At 66.9% G+C, this 18,124-nt stretch carries 15 protein-coding genes; 7 read left to right on the forward strand and 8 right to left on the reverse strand.

The genetic code is table 11. The annotated features are described in order from the left end of the window. Nucleotides 1-320: 320 nt before the first annotated feature. On the reverse strand, nucleotides 321-962 hold the full coding sequence (locus AB4118_RS18250; protein WP_441491073.1) for a GntR family transcriptional regulator: 642 nt from the start codon (nucleotides 960-962) through the stop codon (nucleotides 321-323). A 153-nt stretch (nucleotides 963-1,115) separates the two neighbouring features. Here AB4118_RS18250 and AB4118_RS18255 point away from each other — a divergent pair, with 153 nt between their 5' ends. Both AB4118_RS18255 and AB4118_RS18260 read left to right on the forward strand, forming a co-directional pair. Then, on the forward strand, nucleotides 1,116-1,778 hold the full coding sequence (locus AB4118_RS18255; RefSeq protein WP_441491074.1) for a flavin reductase family protein: 663 nt from the start codon (nucleotides 1,116-1,118) through the stop codon (nucleotides 1,776-1,778). A gap of 51 nt (nucleotides 1,779-1,829) precedes the next feature. Next, on the forward strand, nucleotides 1,830-3,158 hold the full coding sequence (locus tag AB4118_RS18260; protein ID WP_441491075.1) for an MFS transporter: 1,329 nt from the start codon (nucleotides 1,830-1,832) through the stop codon (nucleotides 3,156-3,158). A gap of 204 nt (nucleotides 3,159-3,362) precedes the next feature. Here the strand turns inward: AB4118_RS18260 and AB4118_RS18265 are convergent, their stop codons facing one another. Next, the gene (locus tag AB4118_RS18265) at nucleotides 3,363-4,457 is read right to left on the reverse strand and encodes a helix-turn-helix transcriptional regulator (RefSeq protein ID WP_441491076.1); all 1,095 of its coding nucleotides are present in this window, start codon (nucleotides 4,455-4,457) and stop codon (nucleotides 3,363-3,365) included. Nucleotides 4,458-4,720: 263 nt separating this feature from the next. On the opposite strand from AB4118_RS18265, the gene AB4118_RS18270 reads away from it, so the two are divergent. Next, nucleotides 4,721-5,362, forward strand: coding sequence for a hypothetical protein (locus tag AB4118_RS18270; protein WP_441491077.1), 642 nt, complete (start codon nucleotides 4,721-4,723; stop codon nucleotides 5,360-5,362). A gap of 189 nt (nucleotides 5,363-5,551) precedes the next feature. Here the strand turns inward: AB4118_RS18270 and AB4118_RS18275 are convergent, their stop codons facing one another. From AB4118_RS18275 to AB4118_RS18290, 4 genes are all read right to left on the reverse strand, one after another. Beyond that, nucleotides 5,552-5,869, reverse strand: coding sequence for a hypothetical protein (locus AB4118_RS18275; RefSeq protein ID WP_441491078.1), 318 nt, complete (start codon nucleotides 5,867-5,869; stop codon nucleotides 5,552-5,554). Nucleotides 5,870-6,049: 180 nt separating this feature from the next. Beyond that, nucleotides 6,050-6,940 carry a DUF2950 domain-containing protein gene (locus tag AB4118_RS18280; RefSeq protein WP_441491079.1) on the reverse strand — a complete coding sequence of 297 codons (891 nt, stop codon included), beginning with the start codon at nucleotides 6,938-6,940 and terminating at the stop codon, nucleotides 6,050-6,052. A 15-nt stretch (nucleotides 6,941-6,955) separates the two neighbouring features. Further along, nucleotides 6,956-8,599 carry a DUF3300 domain-containing protein gene (locus AB4118_RS18285; protein ID WP_441491080.1) on the reverse strand — a complete coding sequence of 548 codons (1,644 nt, stop codon included), beginning with the start codon at nucleotides 8,597-8,599 and terminating at the stop codon, nucleotides 6,956-6,958. A 492-nt stretch (nucleotides 8,600-9,091) separates the two neighbouring features. Continuing rightward, nucleotides 9,092-9,826: an outer membrane protein gene (locus AB4118_RS18290; protein ID WP_441491081.1), complete on the reverse strand. Its 735-nt coding sequence runs from the start codon at nucleotides 9,824-9,826 to the stop codon at nucleotides 9,092-9,094. Nucleotides 9,827-10,318: 492 nt separating this feature from the next. Between AB4118_RS18290 and AB4118_RS18295 the strand changes: the two genes are divergently transcribed. Next, the gene (locus AB4118_RS18295) at nucleotides 10,319-10,549 is read left to right on the forward strand and encodes a twin-arginine translocation signal domain-containing protein (protein WP_441491082.1); all 231 of its coding nucleotides are present in this window, start codon (nucleotides 10,319-10,321) and stop codon (nucleotides 10,547-10,549) included. A 165-nt stretch (nucleotides 10,550-10,714) separates the two neighbouring features. On the opposite strand, the gene AB4118_RS18300 is transcribed toward AB4118_RS18295, so the two are convergent. Next, nucleotides 10,715-12,325, reverse strand: a complete 1,611-nt coding sequence (locus tag AB4118_RS18300) for a GMC family oxidoreductase (RefSeq protein ID WP_441491083.1) — start codon at nucleotides 12,323-12,325, stop codon at nucleotides 10,715-10,717. A 191-nt stretch (nucleotides 12,326-12,516) separates the two neighbouring features. After that, entirely contained in the window at nucleotides 12,517-14,001 is a 1,485-nt protein-coding gene (gene pdxR, locus AB4118_RS18305; protein WP_441491084.1) for a MocR-like pyridoxine biosynthesis transcription factor PdxR, read from the reverse strand. Between the two features lie 167 nt (nucleotides 14,002-14,168). Between pdxR and AB4118_RS18310 the strand changes: the two genes are divergently transcribed. Genes AB4118_RS18310 through AB4118_RS18320 form a run of 3 tightly spaced genes read left to right on the forward strand, consistent with a single transcriptional unit; the run spans nucleotide 14,169 to nucleotide 18,088 of the window. Next, nucleotides 14,169-15,275, forward strand: a complete 1,107-nt coding sequence (locus AB4118_RS18310) for a mandelate racemase/muconate lactonizing enzyme family protein (RefSeq protein WP_441491085.1) — start codon at nucleotides 14,169-14,171, stop codon at nucleotides 15,273-15,275. Continuing rightward, complete coding sequence (locus AB4118_RS18315) at nucleotides 15,272-16,765, forward strand: aldehyde dehydrogenase family protein (protein ID WP_441491086.1); 1,494 nt, start codon at nucleotides 15,272-15,274, stop codon at nucleotides 16,763-16,765. The genes AB4118_RS18310 and AB4118_RS18315 overlap by 4 nt, the downstream gene beginning before the upstream one ends. 24 nt (nucleotides 16,766-16,789) lie before the next feature. Then, a complete protein-coding gene (locus AB4118_RS18320) occupies nucleotides 16,790-18,088 on the forward strand; it encodes an NAD(P)/FAD-dependent oxidoreductase (protein WP_441491087.1) in 1,299 nt (432 codons plus the stop codon). The last annotated feature ends 36 nt before the right edge of the window (nucleotides 18,089-18,124 follow it).

Here is an 18,124-nt window from a genome sequence, read left to right on the forward strand (position 1 = left end):
CTCCGACCCGAGCCTCCAGATCCACATAGGAAAACAGCGATCCAGAGCGCTCATCCGACCCGCGCATCAAATGCCCCCAGCCAACTCCTCAAGCCGAGTGAATCACGCCAAACGCCGCCCCGCTACAGACTTTTTCAACAGCCTGCTAGAACTCCGCTCCTCATCCCGACTGCACCGAACCGGCGTATGGACGCCAACGCCGTAAGCCGAGTTGGGAATTCACGCTCTCGCTCCGCGCGGACGGTGGAGCGCGGCGCACGGACATTCTGTCTGGCCATGACCGTCTTGACCCTCGCCGGCCTTCCCTTGGTTCGCCGGGCCTATCGTGGCGTTGCCATCCGTCCGACGACGGCCAGGGCGAATTCCACGAGGTAGGCGTTGAGCATCAGCGACGCCGTGCTGGCTGCGGCCACATCCCTGCTGGCGATGCCCTTGAGGATCTGCTGGTGGAGCCGCTTGCCGCGCGCGATCTCCTGCTGCTCGTCGCGCACATGCATGACCCAGAAGCGCCGCGACAGGGACTGCAGCGGCGTCATCAGGGCCGCGAGATAGGGATTATGCGCCGCCTCGATGATCAGCGCGTGAGTCAGCCCGACCGTTTCTGAATAGTCTTGCAGCGTGAATTCGCCATCAAGCACGGCCGCCAACTTTTCAATCGCGGCAATGTCCTTCTGCGTTGCGCGCGCGCAGGCAAGCTCCACCGCGAGCAGTTCGTTGGCGCGCCGCACCTCCAGGCCGCTGAGCTGATCCTCGATCGAGATGCCGGGGATTTCGATGCCTTTGTTGGGGTGGATCCGCACCATGTAGCTGAGGGCGAGGCGCTGGATCGCCTCCCGCACCGGCGTCCGGCCGAGCCCGGTCAACTCCATCAGATGACGTTCCGAGACCATCGAGCCGGGCTTCAATTCGCCCCGGACGATCAGGCGTTGCAGCACGGCGACGGCTTCTTCCGACTGGTTCATCTCACCCTTCCGCGCCGTGCTGTGTCGCTGCGCAGATCCGCAGCGGCGTTCGATTCCGCCTACCTCATCCGCGCCGGCTTTCCAAACCATTATTCATCCGATATATCGGTCGCATATTATCGATGTTCAATGTCGTCGCCGGAGGAATGATCCTTGAAATACGCCCCCCATCTCGAGCCCAGTCCCTTGCCGTTTTCGCCCTTCAAGAGCTGCACGGTGCCGCGGCCGATCGGCTGGCTGTCGAGCGTCAGCGCGGCCGGCGTCGAGAACATCGCACCCTACAGCCAGTGGCAGAACCTCACCTTCGACCCACCGATGGTGATGTTCTCAGCGAACCAGTATCCAGACGGTCGCCGCAAGGACACGGTCCTCAATGCCGAGGAGACGGGCTGGTTCGTCTGGAACATGGCGACCTTCGACCTGCGCGAGGCCGTGAACATCAGCGCGATGGCCTTGCCCGCGCATGAGAGCGAGTTCGATCGCCTGAACGTCACTCGGGACTATGCCGATAACGCCCGCATTCCGATGGTCAGGGAAAGCCCGGTCAAGTTCGAGTGCAGATATGTCAGCACTCACCGGATCAAAGGCAATTCTCCCGTCGGCTCCATCGATATCATCTTCGCCCAGGTCGAGAAGATCCATATCGATGACGCCGTCATCTTGCCGAACGGAAAACTCGACATCGAGAAGATCAAGCCGATCGCTCGCCTCGGCTATTTTGATTACACGGTGGTCAATGACATCTTCGAGATGCGGGTTCCGGGCGCCGACGGAGACGCGCGGCAAGGGCTGGAAGGACGCTCCACCTTGCGCTGACGGTTTCACCGATTTTTGAACCGAAGAACCAAACAATAAGAGGGGAATTCCATGTCAACGGCCGAGCTATCCCTGGCGGATCGCGCCCCGACTTCACGTCGCATCAAGGATCTGATCGCAGTCAATTTCGGAAATACGCTGGAATGGTTCGATTGGGCGATCTATACGATCTTCGCTCCCTATTTCGCGCTTCAATTCTTTCCGTCGAACGATAAGTCGGCCGCGTTGCTCGCGGCTCTGGCCGTATTCGCGGCCGGTTTCCTGACCAGGCCGCTGGGTGGCCTGATCTTCGGGCTCTATGCCGACCGCGTCGGCCGCAAGCGCAGCCTGACGCTCGCCATGCTGGTGACGGCCGGCGGCAGCGTCGTCATCGCCTGCGCCCCGACCTATGCCTCGGCCGGCCTGTTTGCCTCCGTCGTCCTGCTGGTTGCACGCCTCGCCCAGGGCATCGCCCATGGCGGCGAGATGGGCACATCGGTGACCTATCTGGTCGAGCGCGCACCGGCGCACCTGCGCGCGCTCTATGGCAGCACGTCGTGGATGAGCGTCGTGCTCGGCACGATGATCGCGACCTGCACCGGTCTCCTGCTCAATGCCAATCTCGAACGGGCGGCCCTGGAAAGCTGGGGCTGGCGCATCCCCTTCGCGATGGGGGGCCTGCTCGGGCTCTACGGCCTGTACCTCAGGCGCAAGCTGACGGAAACGGCCAGCTTCGAGAAGAAGCAGAAGCAGGCCGCCAAGACGACGGGCCTGGCCCCGCTTGCACGGAACTGGCGCGGCGTCGCCGTGGTCTTCGGCCTCTCCGCCGGCGGCTCGATCATGTTCTACACCTGGCTGATCTACAGCCCGACCTTCGCCCAGATCAGCCGTGGCCTCGACGCAAAGTCGGCATTGACGGCGAGCCTCATCGCGCAAGCAGTCTTCTTCGCCGCGATCCCGCTGGTCGGCTGGCTCGCCGACCGGTTCGGACGGCGGCCCTTCATCATCCTGTTCGGGCTTGGCTTCATCGCCCTGACCTTCACCCTGGACGGCATGATCACCAACCAGTTCAGCGGACTGCTCTCGGCGATGATCGCGGCACTGCTGATCCTGGCCTGCCTGTTCGGGGTGAACACGGCGGTCTGGGCCGAGGTGTTTCCCACCGAGATCCGGGCGACCGGGGTGAGCGGGCCACTCTCATTGGCGACGGCGATCTTCGGCGGCACCGCGCCTTATGTGAACACCTATCTCGCCCAGCAGGGCCAGCATTCGCTGTTCCTCGTCTATCTCATGGTCGTGTCTGCGATCACCTTGCTGACCGGCTTCCTGATCCCGGAAACCCGGCATCTCGATCTGGACCGGCCGGACACCGGACGCCTGGCCAACAGCCCGCGAGAATGATCCCGGCGATACCGGCCCTGGCCGGAGGGCCAAGGTGAACAAGAGGAGGGCCGCCGATCGCGTGGCCCTCTGCACCGTCTCCGACCAAGCCATCCCGGCCATCGGCAGGCTGTTGCTCACCCCCAACTCAGGAGGCGGGGGCAGGGCGGCCCGACCGAAATCCCGGCACCGCCCGGCTTGGCGATGCGCGCCTTGGGCCGCTGCTCAGGCCGACAGCGTCAACGGAGCCAGCCGCCTGATGAAGTCGGCCTGCGAGCGGCTGCCGGTTTTCGCCAGCACCGCCTTGACCTGGCCGCGAACCGTCTCCCGGCCGACCCCGCGCGACAGCGCGAGCTGCTCGACCGTGCGGCCCTCCAGGAGCCCGCCGGCGACGGCTGCCTCCGCCCGGGTCAGATCGTAGAGCTCACACAGCAGCGAGGCTTCGATCCGCAGGCCTCGGGCCGTCGTCGTGATGACGAGCAGGGCCTGGGCGCGCGAGAAGATATCCCGCGCCAGGCGGCGGACCGGCAGCACATGGACGATGAACGCGGGGCGATCCCCCCGGCAGGGCACCGGGATCGAGCGGGTGTCGCCAACCCGGTCCTGCCCGAGATCGGCGAGCGCCTTTTGCAGCAGCGCGTTCGCACGGGTATCCTCAAGCGCGATCTTGTCCCTTGCCCTGACGACGATCTGCCCGATCAGCGCCTCGAAGCCCGGATTGGCTGCGCAGAGCGCGCCGCCGGCGCCGACCAGGGCAGCCGGAGAACCGGCCTTCTCGAAGGAATCGAGGCTGACCTGGGCGCGTTGCATCTGCAGCTTCGAGGCCAGAACCGCGGCCCGCGCGAGGTGCGGGCGGACGCTGTCGAGCAGTTCAGTCTCGCGGCGGGAGACCGGGCCCAGCTCGAATTTGCGCTCCAGCGTGAAGACGATGGTCTCGCCCGAGGACGAACGCACATGGGTTGCCGTGCCCCAGCCATAGCCCTCTGGCCGCAGGAAATCGCGGTAGAGCGCGGTCTCGGCCAGCTCGTCCTCTGTGAAGAGGTCGTGATCGGTCACGAACCCGGTCCCACCATGCGCCAGAAGGCCGGCCATGCGGGCGTTCCGGTCCATCCAGCCCTGATCCAGGAAGCGCTGGAAGACCGACGAAAACTCCTTGGACGCGACCCAGTTTGTGCCCTGTCGGGAATGCACGAAGAGAAGCCCCCCGGTACAGCCGGCGATCTCCGCCAGCCGCGCGATCGCCGTCGGCCAGACCTCCGGAACGGCGGCGGCCTCATAGAGCATGGCGACCGCATCCCCAAACTCGTTCGCATCCAGCATCGCCGTCCATCCCCCCGCCAACAAGAGTGGAACAGTGCGGGCCATTCCTCAATCGTCTTGGCCGAGACCTGTTGTGGACGCAGATGACGGCCAGGCAGATCGCTGGCCGACAGGACGAAACCTTAGCAGGGAAGACCCCTAATCTGGTCGCGAGAGCGGTCCTCACCTTATTGTGGACGTTGAGATATCGCGCGTAAGGGACTCTGCTGATTCATGTATTCGCATGGCTGCCGGACATGCCTGCAGGTTTGCGGGCCGAACGCTTGCAGCTGACCTTGCGATGCTGGTGGGCAAGCGCTGTGGGCACTTGGCCGAGAATAGCAATTTATTGGCGTGAAGGCGCAAATTGCAGCGCGAAGCGCTGTGTTAGCGCAGCTTCGACAATGAAAATTTACGCTGCGGTCTGTCCGATTTCGCCTGCGCGGATGATCGCGTCCTCAGCCCAAACGATGGACGCGACGATGTTCAACGAGTTTTCCCGTCGGTCGAAGGCGACCAAGATTGCTGGCCGGCTGGAGGCCTTCATCAGCATGCTCAACTCCGCCGCTGAAATCAGCGCCGCGTCTGGTCATGGCGATGCCCGCCGCATGTTCGACAACACGCTGGCATTCTACGCCGCTGTCTGGGCCGCGGCGGATGCCTTTGGGCAATTGCTTCGCGCATCGCCCCAGGAGACGGCGGAGGCCGTGCGGCTGCATATTGGGCGCGTCGCCGATGCCGGCGAGACGTTCGAGCTGATGAAGATGGCCTTCTCGCTGCCGGAGCTTGCCCCGGTTGTTCAGGCCACTGGCTTTGCGATCTTCACGAGCCCTTCCGCCCCGGTTGGCGGTATGGTTTCGCATCGGCTGATCCCGCTCGCCGAGCTGATCGCCAATTTCAAGGGGCGCCCTCGTCTCTCCAGTTGATCCGGTGCCCGGGAACGACGGCACGGCAGGAGGGATCGGAACCTCGGCACCAGGCTGTTCATTCTCGGGGCCACGGCACCGGTGGCAGAACGGGAACTCCATGGCTCGCGGGAACCGCTCCAGCGCGCGCAATCCACTCGGGGGCCAAAGGCGCAGGCGCTACCGCAAGTCGTCTCGCGGTGACGTCCACTAGCCTGCTGGCAGGTGCTGCCAGTATTCGAGGAGAGCGACCGTGAGCACCCCGAGTGTCGCAGACATCACGTAGGACGACTTCAAGACGAGCGGGCCCCTATCGCCCCGAAGCGTGTAGACCACCGCCCCTGCCGCAAGGACGTATGGCACGAGAATGGGCAGGGGCGCGTCGATCAGCCCATAGGCGAACCACAGGAACGGGTAGATCAGGCCAATCAGCAGCTGGACGGCCAGCGCGAGCCCTCGCGATCGAATGAGGACGACCAGCCAGGCCACGGCCAGGATCAAGGCAGGCAGTTCAACCGAGCGATGCATGACGAATCCTGGATGTGCGCGGCGTCAGGCCGGTGCGAACCACGGGGGCTTCATCGTTACAGCAGCGGAACAGGCCCTCACTTTCTCCCCGGTTACTTGGAATTGTCGAGACGATGCAGCGGCCACCGGCCGCGGCTGGTTCGTTCGCCGATATCGGCCATGCTGCCGGCGCACCCCCGCCTATTCGACCGGGGCCCAGCTGCTGTCGGGGTCGTAGCGCAGCAGGCGTTCCGCCATCGCGCTGGTCTTCGGGCCGAGATTTTTCTGCAGCACGACCCCGTTATGTCCGCAGATGAAGGTCATGACGCCGGTCTTGCCCCATTCGGCCGGCCAGGCCACGAGGCCGAAGCCAGCGATCATGTTGCCGTTGACGACATAGGAATGCGCGCCGCCAGGTGCCCAGGGTCCTTGTGCCTTGAGGATGCGAAAGCGATAGCCGGCATAGGTCCGGTTTCCGCGATCCAGCAGGGCCTCGCTCAGGGCGCCCTCGAGGGGGCTGACATCGGCCTGCCCGGTTCTCGGCCAGTACAGCCCGTCCTGCGTGCCTGGCGTCGAGATCAGGTTCTGGGCATATGCGCGCACCTGGTCGCCATCATGGTCCGTGCGGAAATACTCGCGCTGGGCGCCGATATAGGCTTGGCAGGCCTCGATGGCGCGCAGTTCGTTCTCGCCGATGGTGCGGTTGAGGATCTCGTCCCGACCGGCCGCGACATCGAACATCCAGGCCTCGCCGCGCCGCACGATCGGGATCGGGAACTCGAACTTGCGCTTCCCAAGCGTCAGGATCCGATCGGCGTCGCCGCGCGGTGTCAGCGTGACGGATTCCGCCGCAGCCTCGTTGAACCGGTCGAGTCGCTCGCGGTCCAGCGTGGCGTCGCCCGTGCTCAGCACGTCGCGGGCCCCCGGCCCGAAGATCCGATCGAGCACGCCGGGCTCGCGCGCCCGCGCCGCCTCGACCAGCGCAGCGGACGCCGCATCGGGTGAGGGGAAGCTCTGCTGGGCTGCGGCAGAACCCGCCATCAACAGGACAGCGAGCGAGACCGGGACTGAAAACCGAGCGTGATGTGCCATGATCATGTCCCCCAATCAGCGCCGTCCACCGCGACCGCCACCACCGCCCCCGCGGCCACCGCCGCCGCCGATATGTCCACCGCCGCCACGGCCGCCGCCGCCGATGTGAGCGCCGCCGCCGCGACCTCCGCCGCCGATCTGTCCGCCTCCGCCGCCGCGGCCCGCCGGCATGCTGATCTGCCCACGGCTGGCTGCGCCGCGATTGCCATAGGCCGCCGCGCCGCGGCCGGCATCGATGCCGTCAAAGGCGGTCCGGCTTGGTGTCGGGCGAGGTCTCGCGCCCTGCGGCGCCGCAGGGCGCGCCTGTGCCGTCGGAGGCCGGGCCGAGGGCCGCTCGGGGCCCGATGGTCGCGTGGCGGGTCGGCCTGCGTCGGCCTGCGGTCGCCCCTGTCCGGCCCCGCCCTGGGGGCGATCCTGGCCGGGCCGCGCATCGGGACGGTCGGGTTGCTGGGACGGACGCTGGCCGATCATCCCAGCCGCCGCGCCGCCGATCGCGCCTGCCGCCGCACCGCCCAATGCTCCACCGACGCCGCCCGGGCCTCCTGGGCCACCGATGCCGCCAACGCCGCCTGGGCCCCCTGGACCGCCGACGCCACCGATGCCGCCGGGCCCTCCGGGACCACCAACGCCGCCAGCCGGCCCGGGGCCGCCAATGCCGCCAACGCCACCCGGGGCGCCTGGCCGGCCAACGCCGCCTGGGCCTCCCGGTCCGCCAACACCGCCTGGGCGGCCTGGGCCGCCGGGGCGGGCGAGGCCGGGCTTGGAGCCCTGCCCGGGCCGATACCGGTCAGGGTCGGGCCGCCACGGCTTGGTGTTGCCGATGTTGTTCCCGCTGCCGATGGTGTTGCCGCCGCCGATATTGATCTCGTTGCCGATATTGATGTTTCCGCGCCCGGGTGCGCCGGGATAGCCGGGCCGGTAGCCGGGATAACCCGGCCAGCGCGGCGGATAGACCGCGCCGGTGCCCCAGTTCCACGGGTTGTTGTACATCACGGCGCCGACGGCGATGGCCGTCCCGAAGGTCAGGAGCGCGCCCGGGACGGCGGAGGCGACCGGCTCGTAGACGACGCCGGGGTCGTAACTCGGAACATAGATCACCTCCGGTTCCGCCGGCTCGATATAGATGACGTTGCTGGATCCCTCGGTCTTCTGGACGACGGTCTGTTGCGGCGTCGACTTCAGGGCTCCACCCTTTGCCGCCTGGGCTCGGAGATCCTGGATGACGGCCGCGACATCCGTCGGCTGGTAGACGAAGGCGTCGCCGAGATCGCTCGTCCAGTCGAGGTTCTCGTTCATCTGCTTGATCAGGTCGGGAAACCGGATCAGCGCCTTGACGCTGGCATCCCAGTTCATGGCGTCGGCTGCCGTGAAGTCGGCCTTCTCGACGGCCGCCTTGTTGCGCTCGATCCAGCGCGCCGCCTGCACGATATCGAGCGGATAGGCCGAGGCCGGCAACAACTGGGCGAGCAGCGGGTCGGGGTAGAGCGCGATCGGCTTCACCAGCGGCTCGATCTCCGCACGGGTGAAGACCGTGTCCGCTGCCTGCGCCGGTGCAGCCTGTGGCGCTGGTGCGGCCTGCTGGGCGAATGCGGCGCCGAGGCCCGGGAGAAAGACGCTGGCCGGAGCCAGCGCCAGCGCCATTGCGGATAGGGCGATCATTCCGTGTCGCATGCCGTCCTCGCGCTCAAGTATCTGCAACCAAGCCGGTCCATCACCGTCCGGCCCCTATCTGAAACGACCCACATTCACGATCCGGACGCGGGTTCTTCCTCTGACGATCGTCTCCCCGCTTTCGGTCGGTAATTCCTGCTTTCACTGTTCTGCCCGCCCTAGGGGGAGGGCAGAACAGTGAACGTATCCGAAGATTCAATTCACTCAAGTGTTTGGGCGATTTCAAGTGAATCCGGCGTTCTTGCCACGGGCAAGCGCCGGTAGGGGATGAGTTGGTCGATCAGCGTGAGCACGAAGACATCTGGGCCGCCGGCACCAGAACATGTCGGCAGCTTGCGGATTTCGTCTTGGCGGGAGGCTGTCCGGACAGTAGCCAGCCCCCGGGGGGGCGAAACTCGGTCTTCGTTCTGCGAGATTGGGTAGAGGCAGAAACAGGCCGGGGCGCTGCGCCGGCCTGTTTGCAGATCCAGAGTACCCGGCTCAGAACTTGTAGTTCACGCCGACGCGAACGATGCCGCCGCCGCCACCGCCACTGGTGGTCGCGGTATAGATTCCGGCCGGGAGCACGCCGCCCGCGGGGTTTTCGAAGACCCTGGTCTGTCGGCCCTCGCCGGTATCGACGTAGAGACCTTCGAGCTTGACCGTCCAGTTATTGGTGAAGGCGTATTCGACGCCGCCACCGATGGTCCAGCCGGCGTTGCTTGTCGTGTTGCCGGTCAGGGGGTTGCTGTTCAGGCCGCCATAGGCCAGACCACCCGTGATGTAGACCAGGGTCCGATCGAAGGCATAACCGATGCGGGCGCGCACGGTGCCGAAATAGCCGCCGTCACCACCGCCATTATTTGCCCACCAGGTGAATTGCCCCCAGGACATACGGCCGTTCGATCCGACATACTGGATATCGGTCTCGAGACCGTAGACCCATGCGCCGGACTGCCAGTTATAGCCGATCTGGCCACCGCCGACGAACGCGCCGTCGCCGCTATTACCGCCCAGAATTCCGGAAGAGCCAGCTGTCGGCCCGGTAACGGTGATGTTACCCGAGTCGGCCCAGCCCATGCCGGCGTTGAGGCCGATGTAAAATCCGGCCCAGGTGAAGACGGGAGCGTAGACGATCGGGGGAGGCGGCGCTTGGCGGCTGGGAAGATCGGCCGAGAGGGCCGACGTCGCCAGGCAGGTTGCAAGGACGGCGGTGGATACAAGTCCTAATCGCATGGTGTCCTCCGAGGTCAGGGATAGGCCAGTCTATCTGTTGCACATCAAATTGCGGCGGTGAACCCGAGTGGTCGGCCTAATTTACTGATGTATGTCAAATATTCCCGATAGCGACAATTTGATCACTTAGCCAATTATGAACGCGAATGTTCGATGACGTCAGGTCAGTCGATCCGTGATCTTGCCTTAAGGGTCATCGGGGCGGGGATGCTGGAGTGTCTCTGATATCGGCGGTCGCGCAATTCGTATTCGGAGCGGCGATGATTGGTCGAAATGGGGTGGGGTCATCGGGCGCGTGCGAATAATCTTGTGCGAGACGCTGGCCGGGCCCATAACCGGCCTGCCATGAAAGACGCGGACGGTTGTCTCGCCTCAGGCCGCGGCCGCAGGCGGGCCGTGCGTCAAACATGGTGTTCTGGAGCGGCAGGGGGGGCGGCCAGGGGTGGCCAAGGGGGCAGCAAAGACGGTTCATCGATCCAAAGGAGTTTTGCCATGAGCGAAGTCTTCAATCCGGACGTGATCTCTCGTCGACATGCCCTTTCCTTCTTGTGGTCGGCGGCTGCACTGGGCCTCGCAGGGGCTGCCACAGTCCTGACAAGTTCACCTTCCGAGGCCGAGACCGCGGGCATGGATCGACGCGGCGACAGGCGCACCGGGCGCGGGGAGCGACGCGACGTTCGCCGCACCGGCCGCACCGATCGGCGTGAGGAGCGCCGCCAGTGAGTGGTTGCTGAAGGTACAGCGGAAGAGCGGGATACGATGGCGGCCCCTCTGCGCACCATACCTGTGTAGGGATGTGGTCGCCACCGTCTCGCGCGCCATTTGAATCTCAAGCCCGGTGCGGCGCCGCCGCTCACGCCAGCGACGGAAGGTCCTCCGCAGTGCGCGTCACTCTGCCAGCATGATCTCGGCCGCACGCTCGCCGACCATCATCGCCGGAGCGTTGGTGTTGCCCGAGGGGATCGTCGGGAAGATCGAGGCATCGGCGATGCGCAGGCCGCTGAGGCCATGCACCCGAAGGCTGGCATCGACAACCGAATCCGCAGGATCGGGCCCCATCCGGCAGGTGCCGCAGGGGTGGAAGACCGAATAGGCTTGCTGCCGGATGGCGTCGAGCTGCGCCTCGTCATCGGCGCAATCCGGCCCCGGACGGATCTCGCTCTCGATCAGGGCGGCGAAGCTAGGCGCCGATGCCAGGCGGCGCAGGAAGCGTGCACCGGAGAGGATGTCGCGGATATCCTCCGGATCGGAGAGATAGTTCGGCTCGATCACAGGGGCGATATGGGGATCGGCCGAGCGGATCGCGACATGCCCGCGGCTGCGTGGCCGGCAGGGCGAGACGCTGGTGCTGAAGCCGGAGAACGGATCGGGCTTCATCAGGGCGCGTACACCTGGCAGGGCGCGCTCATAGCTCAGCGGCGAGAAATAGAGCTGCATGTCCGGACGCTCGAGCCCCGGCCGCGTCCTGAAGAAGCCGCCGCCCTGATTGACGCTGAGCGAGAGCGGGCCGCTGCGGTGAAGCGCATAGCGCAGCGCCATGCCGATGCGGCCGGGCCAGGAGAGCAAGGCTTCGTTCAGGCTGGGCCGCCTGGACCGGTAGACATGGTCGTAGCAGAGATGGTCCTGGAGATGGGCGCCGACCGCCGGCAGGGCGTGCAAGGGCGTGATGCCATGCTGCGCGAGAAGCGCGGGCGCGCCGATGCCGGAGAGCTGCAGGAGCTGGGGCGAATTGATTGCGCCCGCCGCGACGATGATCTCGCCGGCGGTGCGGAAGCTGACGGGCCGGCCGTCGCGTTGCCCTTCGACGCCGACGGCGCGGCGCCCCTCGAACAGGATGCGCGAGGCGAGCACGCCCGTCTCGACCTTGACGCGCCCGGTCTTGCGGGCCGGGTGCAGATAGGCGCGTGCCGCCGATTCACGCAGGCCGCCGCGCGTCGTGATCTGGTAGATGCCGGCGCCCTCGCAGCTTTCGCCGTTGAGATCGGGGTTGAAGGGCAGGCCGGCCTCTTGCGCCGCCTTGACGAAGATCGGGGTCAGCGGGTGGACGACCGAGGCGATGTCCTCGACATGCACGGGGCCGCCCGCGCCATGCCACTCTGACGCGCCGAGCGCATGGTCCTCCATGCGGCGATAGGCGGCGAGCACCTCGCGCCAGCCCCAGCCGGGATTGCCCATCGCCTCCCAGCCGTCGAAATCCTCGCGCTGGCCGCGCATATAGACCATCGCATTGATCGCGCTCGACCCACCGACGACCTTGCCGCGCGGCTGGTAGATCTGGCGGCCGGCGAGGGCGGGCTGGCTTTCCGTCCGGTACATCCAGTTCAGGCGCGGGTGGTAGAAGGTTTTGCCGTAGCCGATCGGCAGATGCAGCCAGGGGCTCAGGTCGCGCGGCCCGGCTTCCAGCACGAGGATGCGGCCGCGCCCGGCCAATGCGAGGCGCCCGGCCAGCGCGCAACCGGCCGAGCCCGCGCCGATGACGATGACATCCCATTCCTCCAAGATGGACTCCCTGCCGCTTCCGGCGCTGCCTGAACATCAGGCTCGCGATGTGTTTGCATCGGCTTTCCCCGAAAACCGCGATCCACTTTTCGGGCCGATGTCTTAGGTTGGATTGGGCTTGTCGCTAAGGACCATTCTGTTCGAAGCGCCAGTCCAATCGGTGGGGATCAGACCGGCGATCAGGCCCAGGGTCAGGTCGAATTGAGATCGTCGATCGCCTGGCGCAGGCCAAGCACGCCGACCTGGATCTGCGCCGGCGTGAAGCCGCTGAAGCCGAGCACGAGCCCGTCGCGCTCCACCGGCTCCAGGCTGAACCGGCTGATCGGCGCCACCGTGATGCCGCGCCGGGCGGCGGCCTGCGTCACCGCAACGGCATCGAGCCCCTCGCGCAGGAAGCCGATCGTGTGCATGCCGGTATGGGTGGGCACGACGGTGAGAGCGCCCGCCAGATGCGCATCCGCCGCAGCGATCAGCGCCTGGTGGCGCTCCTGGTAGAGCTTGCGCATGCGCCGGACATGGGTGGCGAAATGACCCTCGACGATGAAGTCGGCGACGATGCCCTGCAGCGCCGTCGGCACGCCCGGCGAATAGGCGTCGAGGCAGATGCCGATCTGCTCGGCGAGCTGCGGCGGGGCGACGAGGAAGCCGAGGCGCAGCGAGGGAAACAGCGTCTTCGAGAAGGTGCCGACATAGATCACACGGCCGGTCAGATCGATGCTGGTCAGCGTCGCCATCGGCGCGCCCTGGAAGCAGAACTCGCCGTCCCAGTCATCCTCGATGATCCAGGCGGAACTCGCCTGCGCCGCCTCGAGCAGGGCCAGGCGCCGTTCCAGGCTCATCTTGGCGCCGAGCGGCTGCTGGTGCGAGGGTGTGACGAAGGCGAGCTTGAAATCCGGCGCGCGGCGCAGGCCTGCCTCGACGATGAGCCCGGCCTCGTCGACCGGCACCGGCACGATATCGGCACCCGACAGGATCAGGCTGTTGCGGGCGCCGATCGCGCCCGGGTTCTCGAACCAGACCTTGTCGCCGGGATTGATCAGCGTCGCGGCGAGCAGCTGGAAGGCCTGCTGGGCGCCGGCGACGATGAAGATCTGCTGCCATTCGCAGGCAATGCCGCGGTTGAGCCGCAGATGCGCTGCGATCGCCTGGCGCAGCACCACCTCGCCATGGGGATCGGGATAGCCCAAAACCTGCTGGCGGGCCTTGCGCCAGTGCCGGCCGGAAAGCTTGGCCCATTGCGCCATCGGGAAGGCGTCAAAGGCCGGCATTGCGGTGGTGAAGGCGCGCGGCTGGTGCGGCAGGCGCGTGCCGAACAGTTTTGAGGCGGAATCCATGGCCTGCGCCAGCCTGAGTTTTGCGGTCGGCACGGCCACCGCCGCGGTCACTGGGGCCGGCCGCTCGCTCGCCAGCGCCTGGCTGACATAGGTGCCGGCACCGACGCGGGTCTCGACCAGTCCCTCGGCCGCGAGCCGCTCGAAACTCTCGACGATGGTGGTGCGCGCCACGCCGAATTCCTGCGCCAGCGTGCGCGTCGCCGGCAGCCGCTCGCCGACCTTGAGCGCGCCGCTCAGGATGAGTTCGCGCAAGCCCACGCAGACCTGAACGCTGAGCCCATGCGGCCCCTCGCGATCCAGCACGATCGATTGCAGCAGGACGCCTTCTTCGCGTTTGACCATGTCGCTCCCAGTGATCCTGCCCAAGCCAGCACCGGTCGCGATCTCCGGGATTGGACTGCTGCTTTCGCCAGAATGGACCTTGGGTTCAGTCCAATTCAAGTCCCTTTCTGGGCCCACGCCGCCTGGCAATCGCGCTGGGCCATGGCGATGGATTGGCGGCGGCAATAATGAAGATCACCCGTCTCGAAAGCTTCACGACGCCGGATGTCGGCTTCGTCCGTGCCACCTGCGAGGATGGCAGTCAGGGCTGGGGGCAGTTCTCGCCTTATAATGCCGACATCACCGCGACGGTCTTCCACCGCCAGGTCGCCCGCTGGGCGATCGGCTGGGACGCCTTTGCGGTCGACGACCTCGTCGCGACGATCGGCGAGCGCGAGCACAAGTTCCCGGGCTCCTATCTCTGCCGGGCCCTGACCGGGCTCGACACGGCGCTCTGGGACCTGCGCGGTCGCAAGGAGCGAAAGAGCGTCTGCGAACTGCTCGGCGGCACGCCGCGCCCGTTCCCGGTCTACGCCTCCAGCATGAAGCGCGGCGAGATCACTCCCGAGGCTGAAGCCGAGCGCCTGGCCCGGTTGCGCGACGCCCATGGCTACCGCGCCTTCAAGTTCCGGGTCGGGCGCGAATGCGGCCGCGACCTCGATGAATGGCCCGGCCGTACCGAGGCGATCGTGCCGCAGGTCCGCGCCGCGCTCGGCGACGCGGCGACGCTGCTGGTCGATGCCAATAGCGGCTATACGCCGGCAAGCGCGATCGCGGTCGGCCGTATGCTGCAGGACCATGGCATCGTCCATTTCGAGGAGCCCTGTCCCTATTGGGAACATGCCTGGACGCGTGAGGTCCGCGAGGCGCTCGATCTCGACGTCACCGGCGGCGAGCAGGATTGCGACCTCGCGATCTGGCGGGCGATGATCGACGGGCGCGTCGTCGACGTGGTGCAGCCGGATATCTGCTATCTCGGCGGGGTCGGGCGGATGCTGACGGTGGCGCGCTGGGCGGCCGAGGCGGGCCTGCCGGTGACGCCGCATTCCGCCAACCAGTCGCTGGTGACGGTGTTCACCCTGCATGTCATGGGCGCGCTCGCCAATGCCGGTCCCTATGTCGAGTTCTCGATCGAGGGGCCGGATTATTACCCTTGGGAGCAGGGGCTGCTGCGCAACCCGCCCAAGGCCCGCGACGGCATGGTCGCAATCCCCTCCGAGCCCGGTTGGGGCGTCGAGATCGAGCCCAGCTGGCTGGACCGGGCCGCCTATCACGTGACCGAGGTGTCGGCGTGACCCTCGACCGGGAGAAGCTGGTCGAGGAAGCGCGACGCACCGGCACACTGGCGGGACTGCCGCGCGGGCATTTCATCGGCGGCCGGCTCGTTGCCTCCGTCTCGGGGCGGGAGATGGAGAGTTTCGACCCCGGCCGCGGCGTCCCGTTCGCCAGCGTCGCAGCGGGCTCAGCCGAGGAGGTGGCGGCGGCGGTCGCGGCGGCACGAGCGGCGCTGTCTGGCCCCTGGTCGCAGATGACGCCGGCGGCTCGCGGCGAGATCCTGATGCGGGCGAGCCATCTGCTGCGCGAGCGGGCGGCGCGTTTCGCCGTGGTCGAGACGCTCGATTCCGGCAAGCTGCTCGCCGAATCCGAGGGCGATGTCGGCGGCGTCATCCGTGCCTTCGCCTATTATGCGGGGGCCGCCGACAAGCTGCATGGCGACAGCGTGCCGCTTGGCCCGGACTATCTCGGGGTGACGATCGAGGAACCGGTCGGCGTCGTCGCGCAGATCGTGCCGTGGAACTATCCGCTCTCGACGGCCGCGCGCGGCATCGCGCCGGCGCTCGCCGCCGGCTGCACCCTCGTCGTCAAGCCGGCAGAGCAGACGCCGTTCACCACGCTGATGCTGGCGGAACTGCTGCATGAGGCCGGCCTGCCCGACGGCGTGCTCAATGTCGTCGCCGGCACGGGAGCGGAGGCGGGCGCAGCACTCGTCGCCCATCCCGGCATCGACCACATCACCTTCACCGGTTCGGTCGCGACCGGCCAGCGCGTGATGCGGGCGGCGGCCGAGCATGTCACGCGGCTGGCGCTCGAACTCGGCGGCAAATCCCCCGTCGCGCTGATGGCTGATTGCGAGATCGGGCTGGCGATCGAGGGCGTGCTCGGCGCGATCTACGAGAATGCCGGCCAGATCTGCTCGGCCGGCTCGCGGCTGATCCTGGAGGCACCTATCGCGGACGAGGTTCTCGACCGGCTCGTCGCACGCGTTTCAGCGATGCAGCTCGGCCATGGCCTGGGCGAAGCCGGCATAGGGCCGATCAATTCGGTGCAGCAGCTCGCGCGTATCGAGGCCCATGTCGAGCGGGCGCGCGCGGCCGGCAACCGCATCCTGATCGGCGGCGGCATCGTTCCCGCAGCCGAGTGCGGCAGTGGCTGGTTCTATCGTCCGACCATCATTCTCGCCCGCGGCCCGGACGACCCGCTGGTGCAGGAGGAGATCTTCGGCCCGGTCCTGACAGTGCAGATCGTCGCGGATCTGGAGGAGGCCATCGCGGCGGCCAACGCGACCTCCTATGCGCTGGTCGCCGGCATCTACACCCGTGACCATTCCAACGCCTGGCGCTTCGCGCGCGCCGTCGATGCCGGCCAGGTCTACATCAACGAGTTCTTCGCCGGCGGCATCGCCATGCCCTTCGGCGGTAACCGTAAATCCGGCTTTGGCCGGGCCAAGGGCATGGCGGGCTTGCGCAGCTACTGCAAGCTCAAGAGTGTTGTGGCGCGGCTCTGAACGGGCCCGGGGGGAAACGACGGAATGTCGACTGAGCTGTTTACCGCCGATTTCAAGGCGGCACCCTATTGGTGGGACGGAGTCCCGCGGCCGGAATTGCCCCGCTCGGAGCCGCCGAAACAGGCCGATGTCGTGGTTGTCGGCTCCGGCTATACCGGCCTGCATGCCGCGCTCCAGACCGCCAGGGGCGGGCGCAGCACGGTGGTGCTCGATGCGGAGGCGGCCGGCTTCGGCTGCAGCACCCGCAATGGCGGCCAGATCTCGACCAGCATCAAGCCCGGCCTCGCGGCCCTGGCGCGTCGTCACGGCGAGAAGCGGGCCTTTGCCATTCTGCAGGAAGGCCATCGCTCGCTGCGCTGGATCGCCGAGTTCGTGCGCGAAGAGGCGATCGACTGCGATTTCGGCGTGGTGGGGCGCTTTCACGCCGCCCATTCGCCGGGCCAGTACGAGATGCTGGCGCAGCGCGTCGACAACCAGACCAAGGGCCTCGAAGTGCCCTGCCATGTCGTGCCGCGCACCGAGCAGCGCGACGAGATCGGCTCGGATCTCTATCATGGCGGCGTGGTCTATGCCGGCCATGCCTCGGTCAATCCGGCGCGCTATCACCAGGGCCTGCTGGAACGCGTCCTCGCGGCCGGCGCCGAGCTGGTGCCGTTCTGTCCGGCGACCGCGATCACCCGCCAGGGCAAGGACTTCCTGGTCGAGACGCCGCGCGGCACGATCCGGGCGCGCGACGTCATCGTCGCCACCAACGGCTATACCGGGCCGGCGACCGGCTGGCTGCGCCGCCGCGTCATCCCGATCGGCAGCTACATCATCGCGACCGAGCCGCTGGAGCCGGCGCTGATGGACAAGTTGATCCCGCGCAACCGCATCGTCAGCGATACCCGCAAGGTCGTCTATTACTACCGCGCGTCGCCCGATCGGCGGCGCATCCTGTTCGGCGGCCGCGTCTCCCTGAGCGAGACGGATCCGCGGCGCAGCGGGCCCAAACTCCATGCCGACATGAGCGCGATCTTCCCCGAGCTGGCGCAGACACGGATCAGCCATTCCTGGTGCGGCTTCGTCGCCTATACCTTCGACGAGCTGATGCATGTCGGCCGCCATGACGGGCTCTACTACGCCATGGGCTATTGCGGGGCGGGCGTCGGCACGGCGAGCTATTTCGGCATGCGGCTCGGCCAGCAGGTGCTTGGCCTGGCCGAGGGCAAGACGGCGCTCGACGACCTGCCGTTCCCGACGCGGCCCTTCTACAGCGGCAATCCCTGGTTCCTCGCACCATCGGTCTTCTATTACCGCTGGCGCGATCGCCTGGCCCGATGAGCCAGCAGAATCGTCTCTGCGGATTGGCCTTCCCCA

Source organism: Allobosea sp. 2RAB26, from assembly GCF_052115465.1.
GTDB lineage: Bacteria > Pseudomonadota > Alphaproteobacteria > Rhizobiales > Beijerinckiaceae > Allobosea.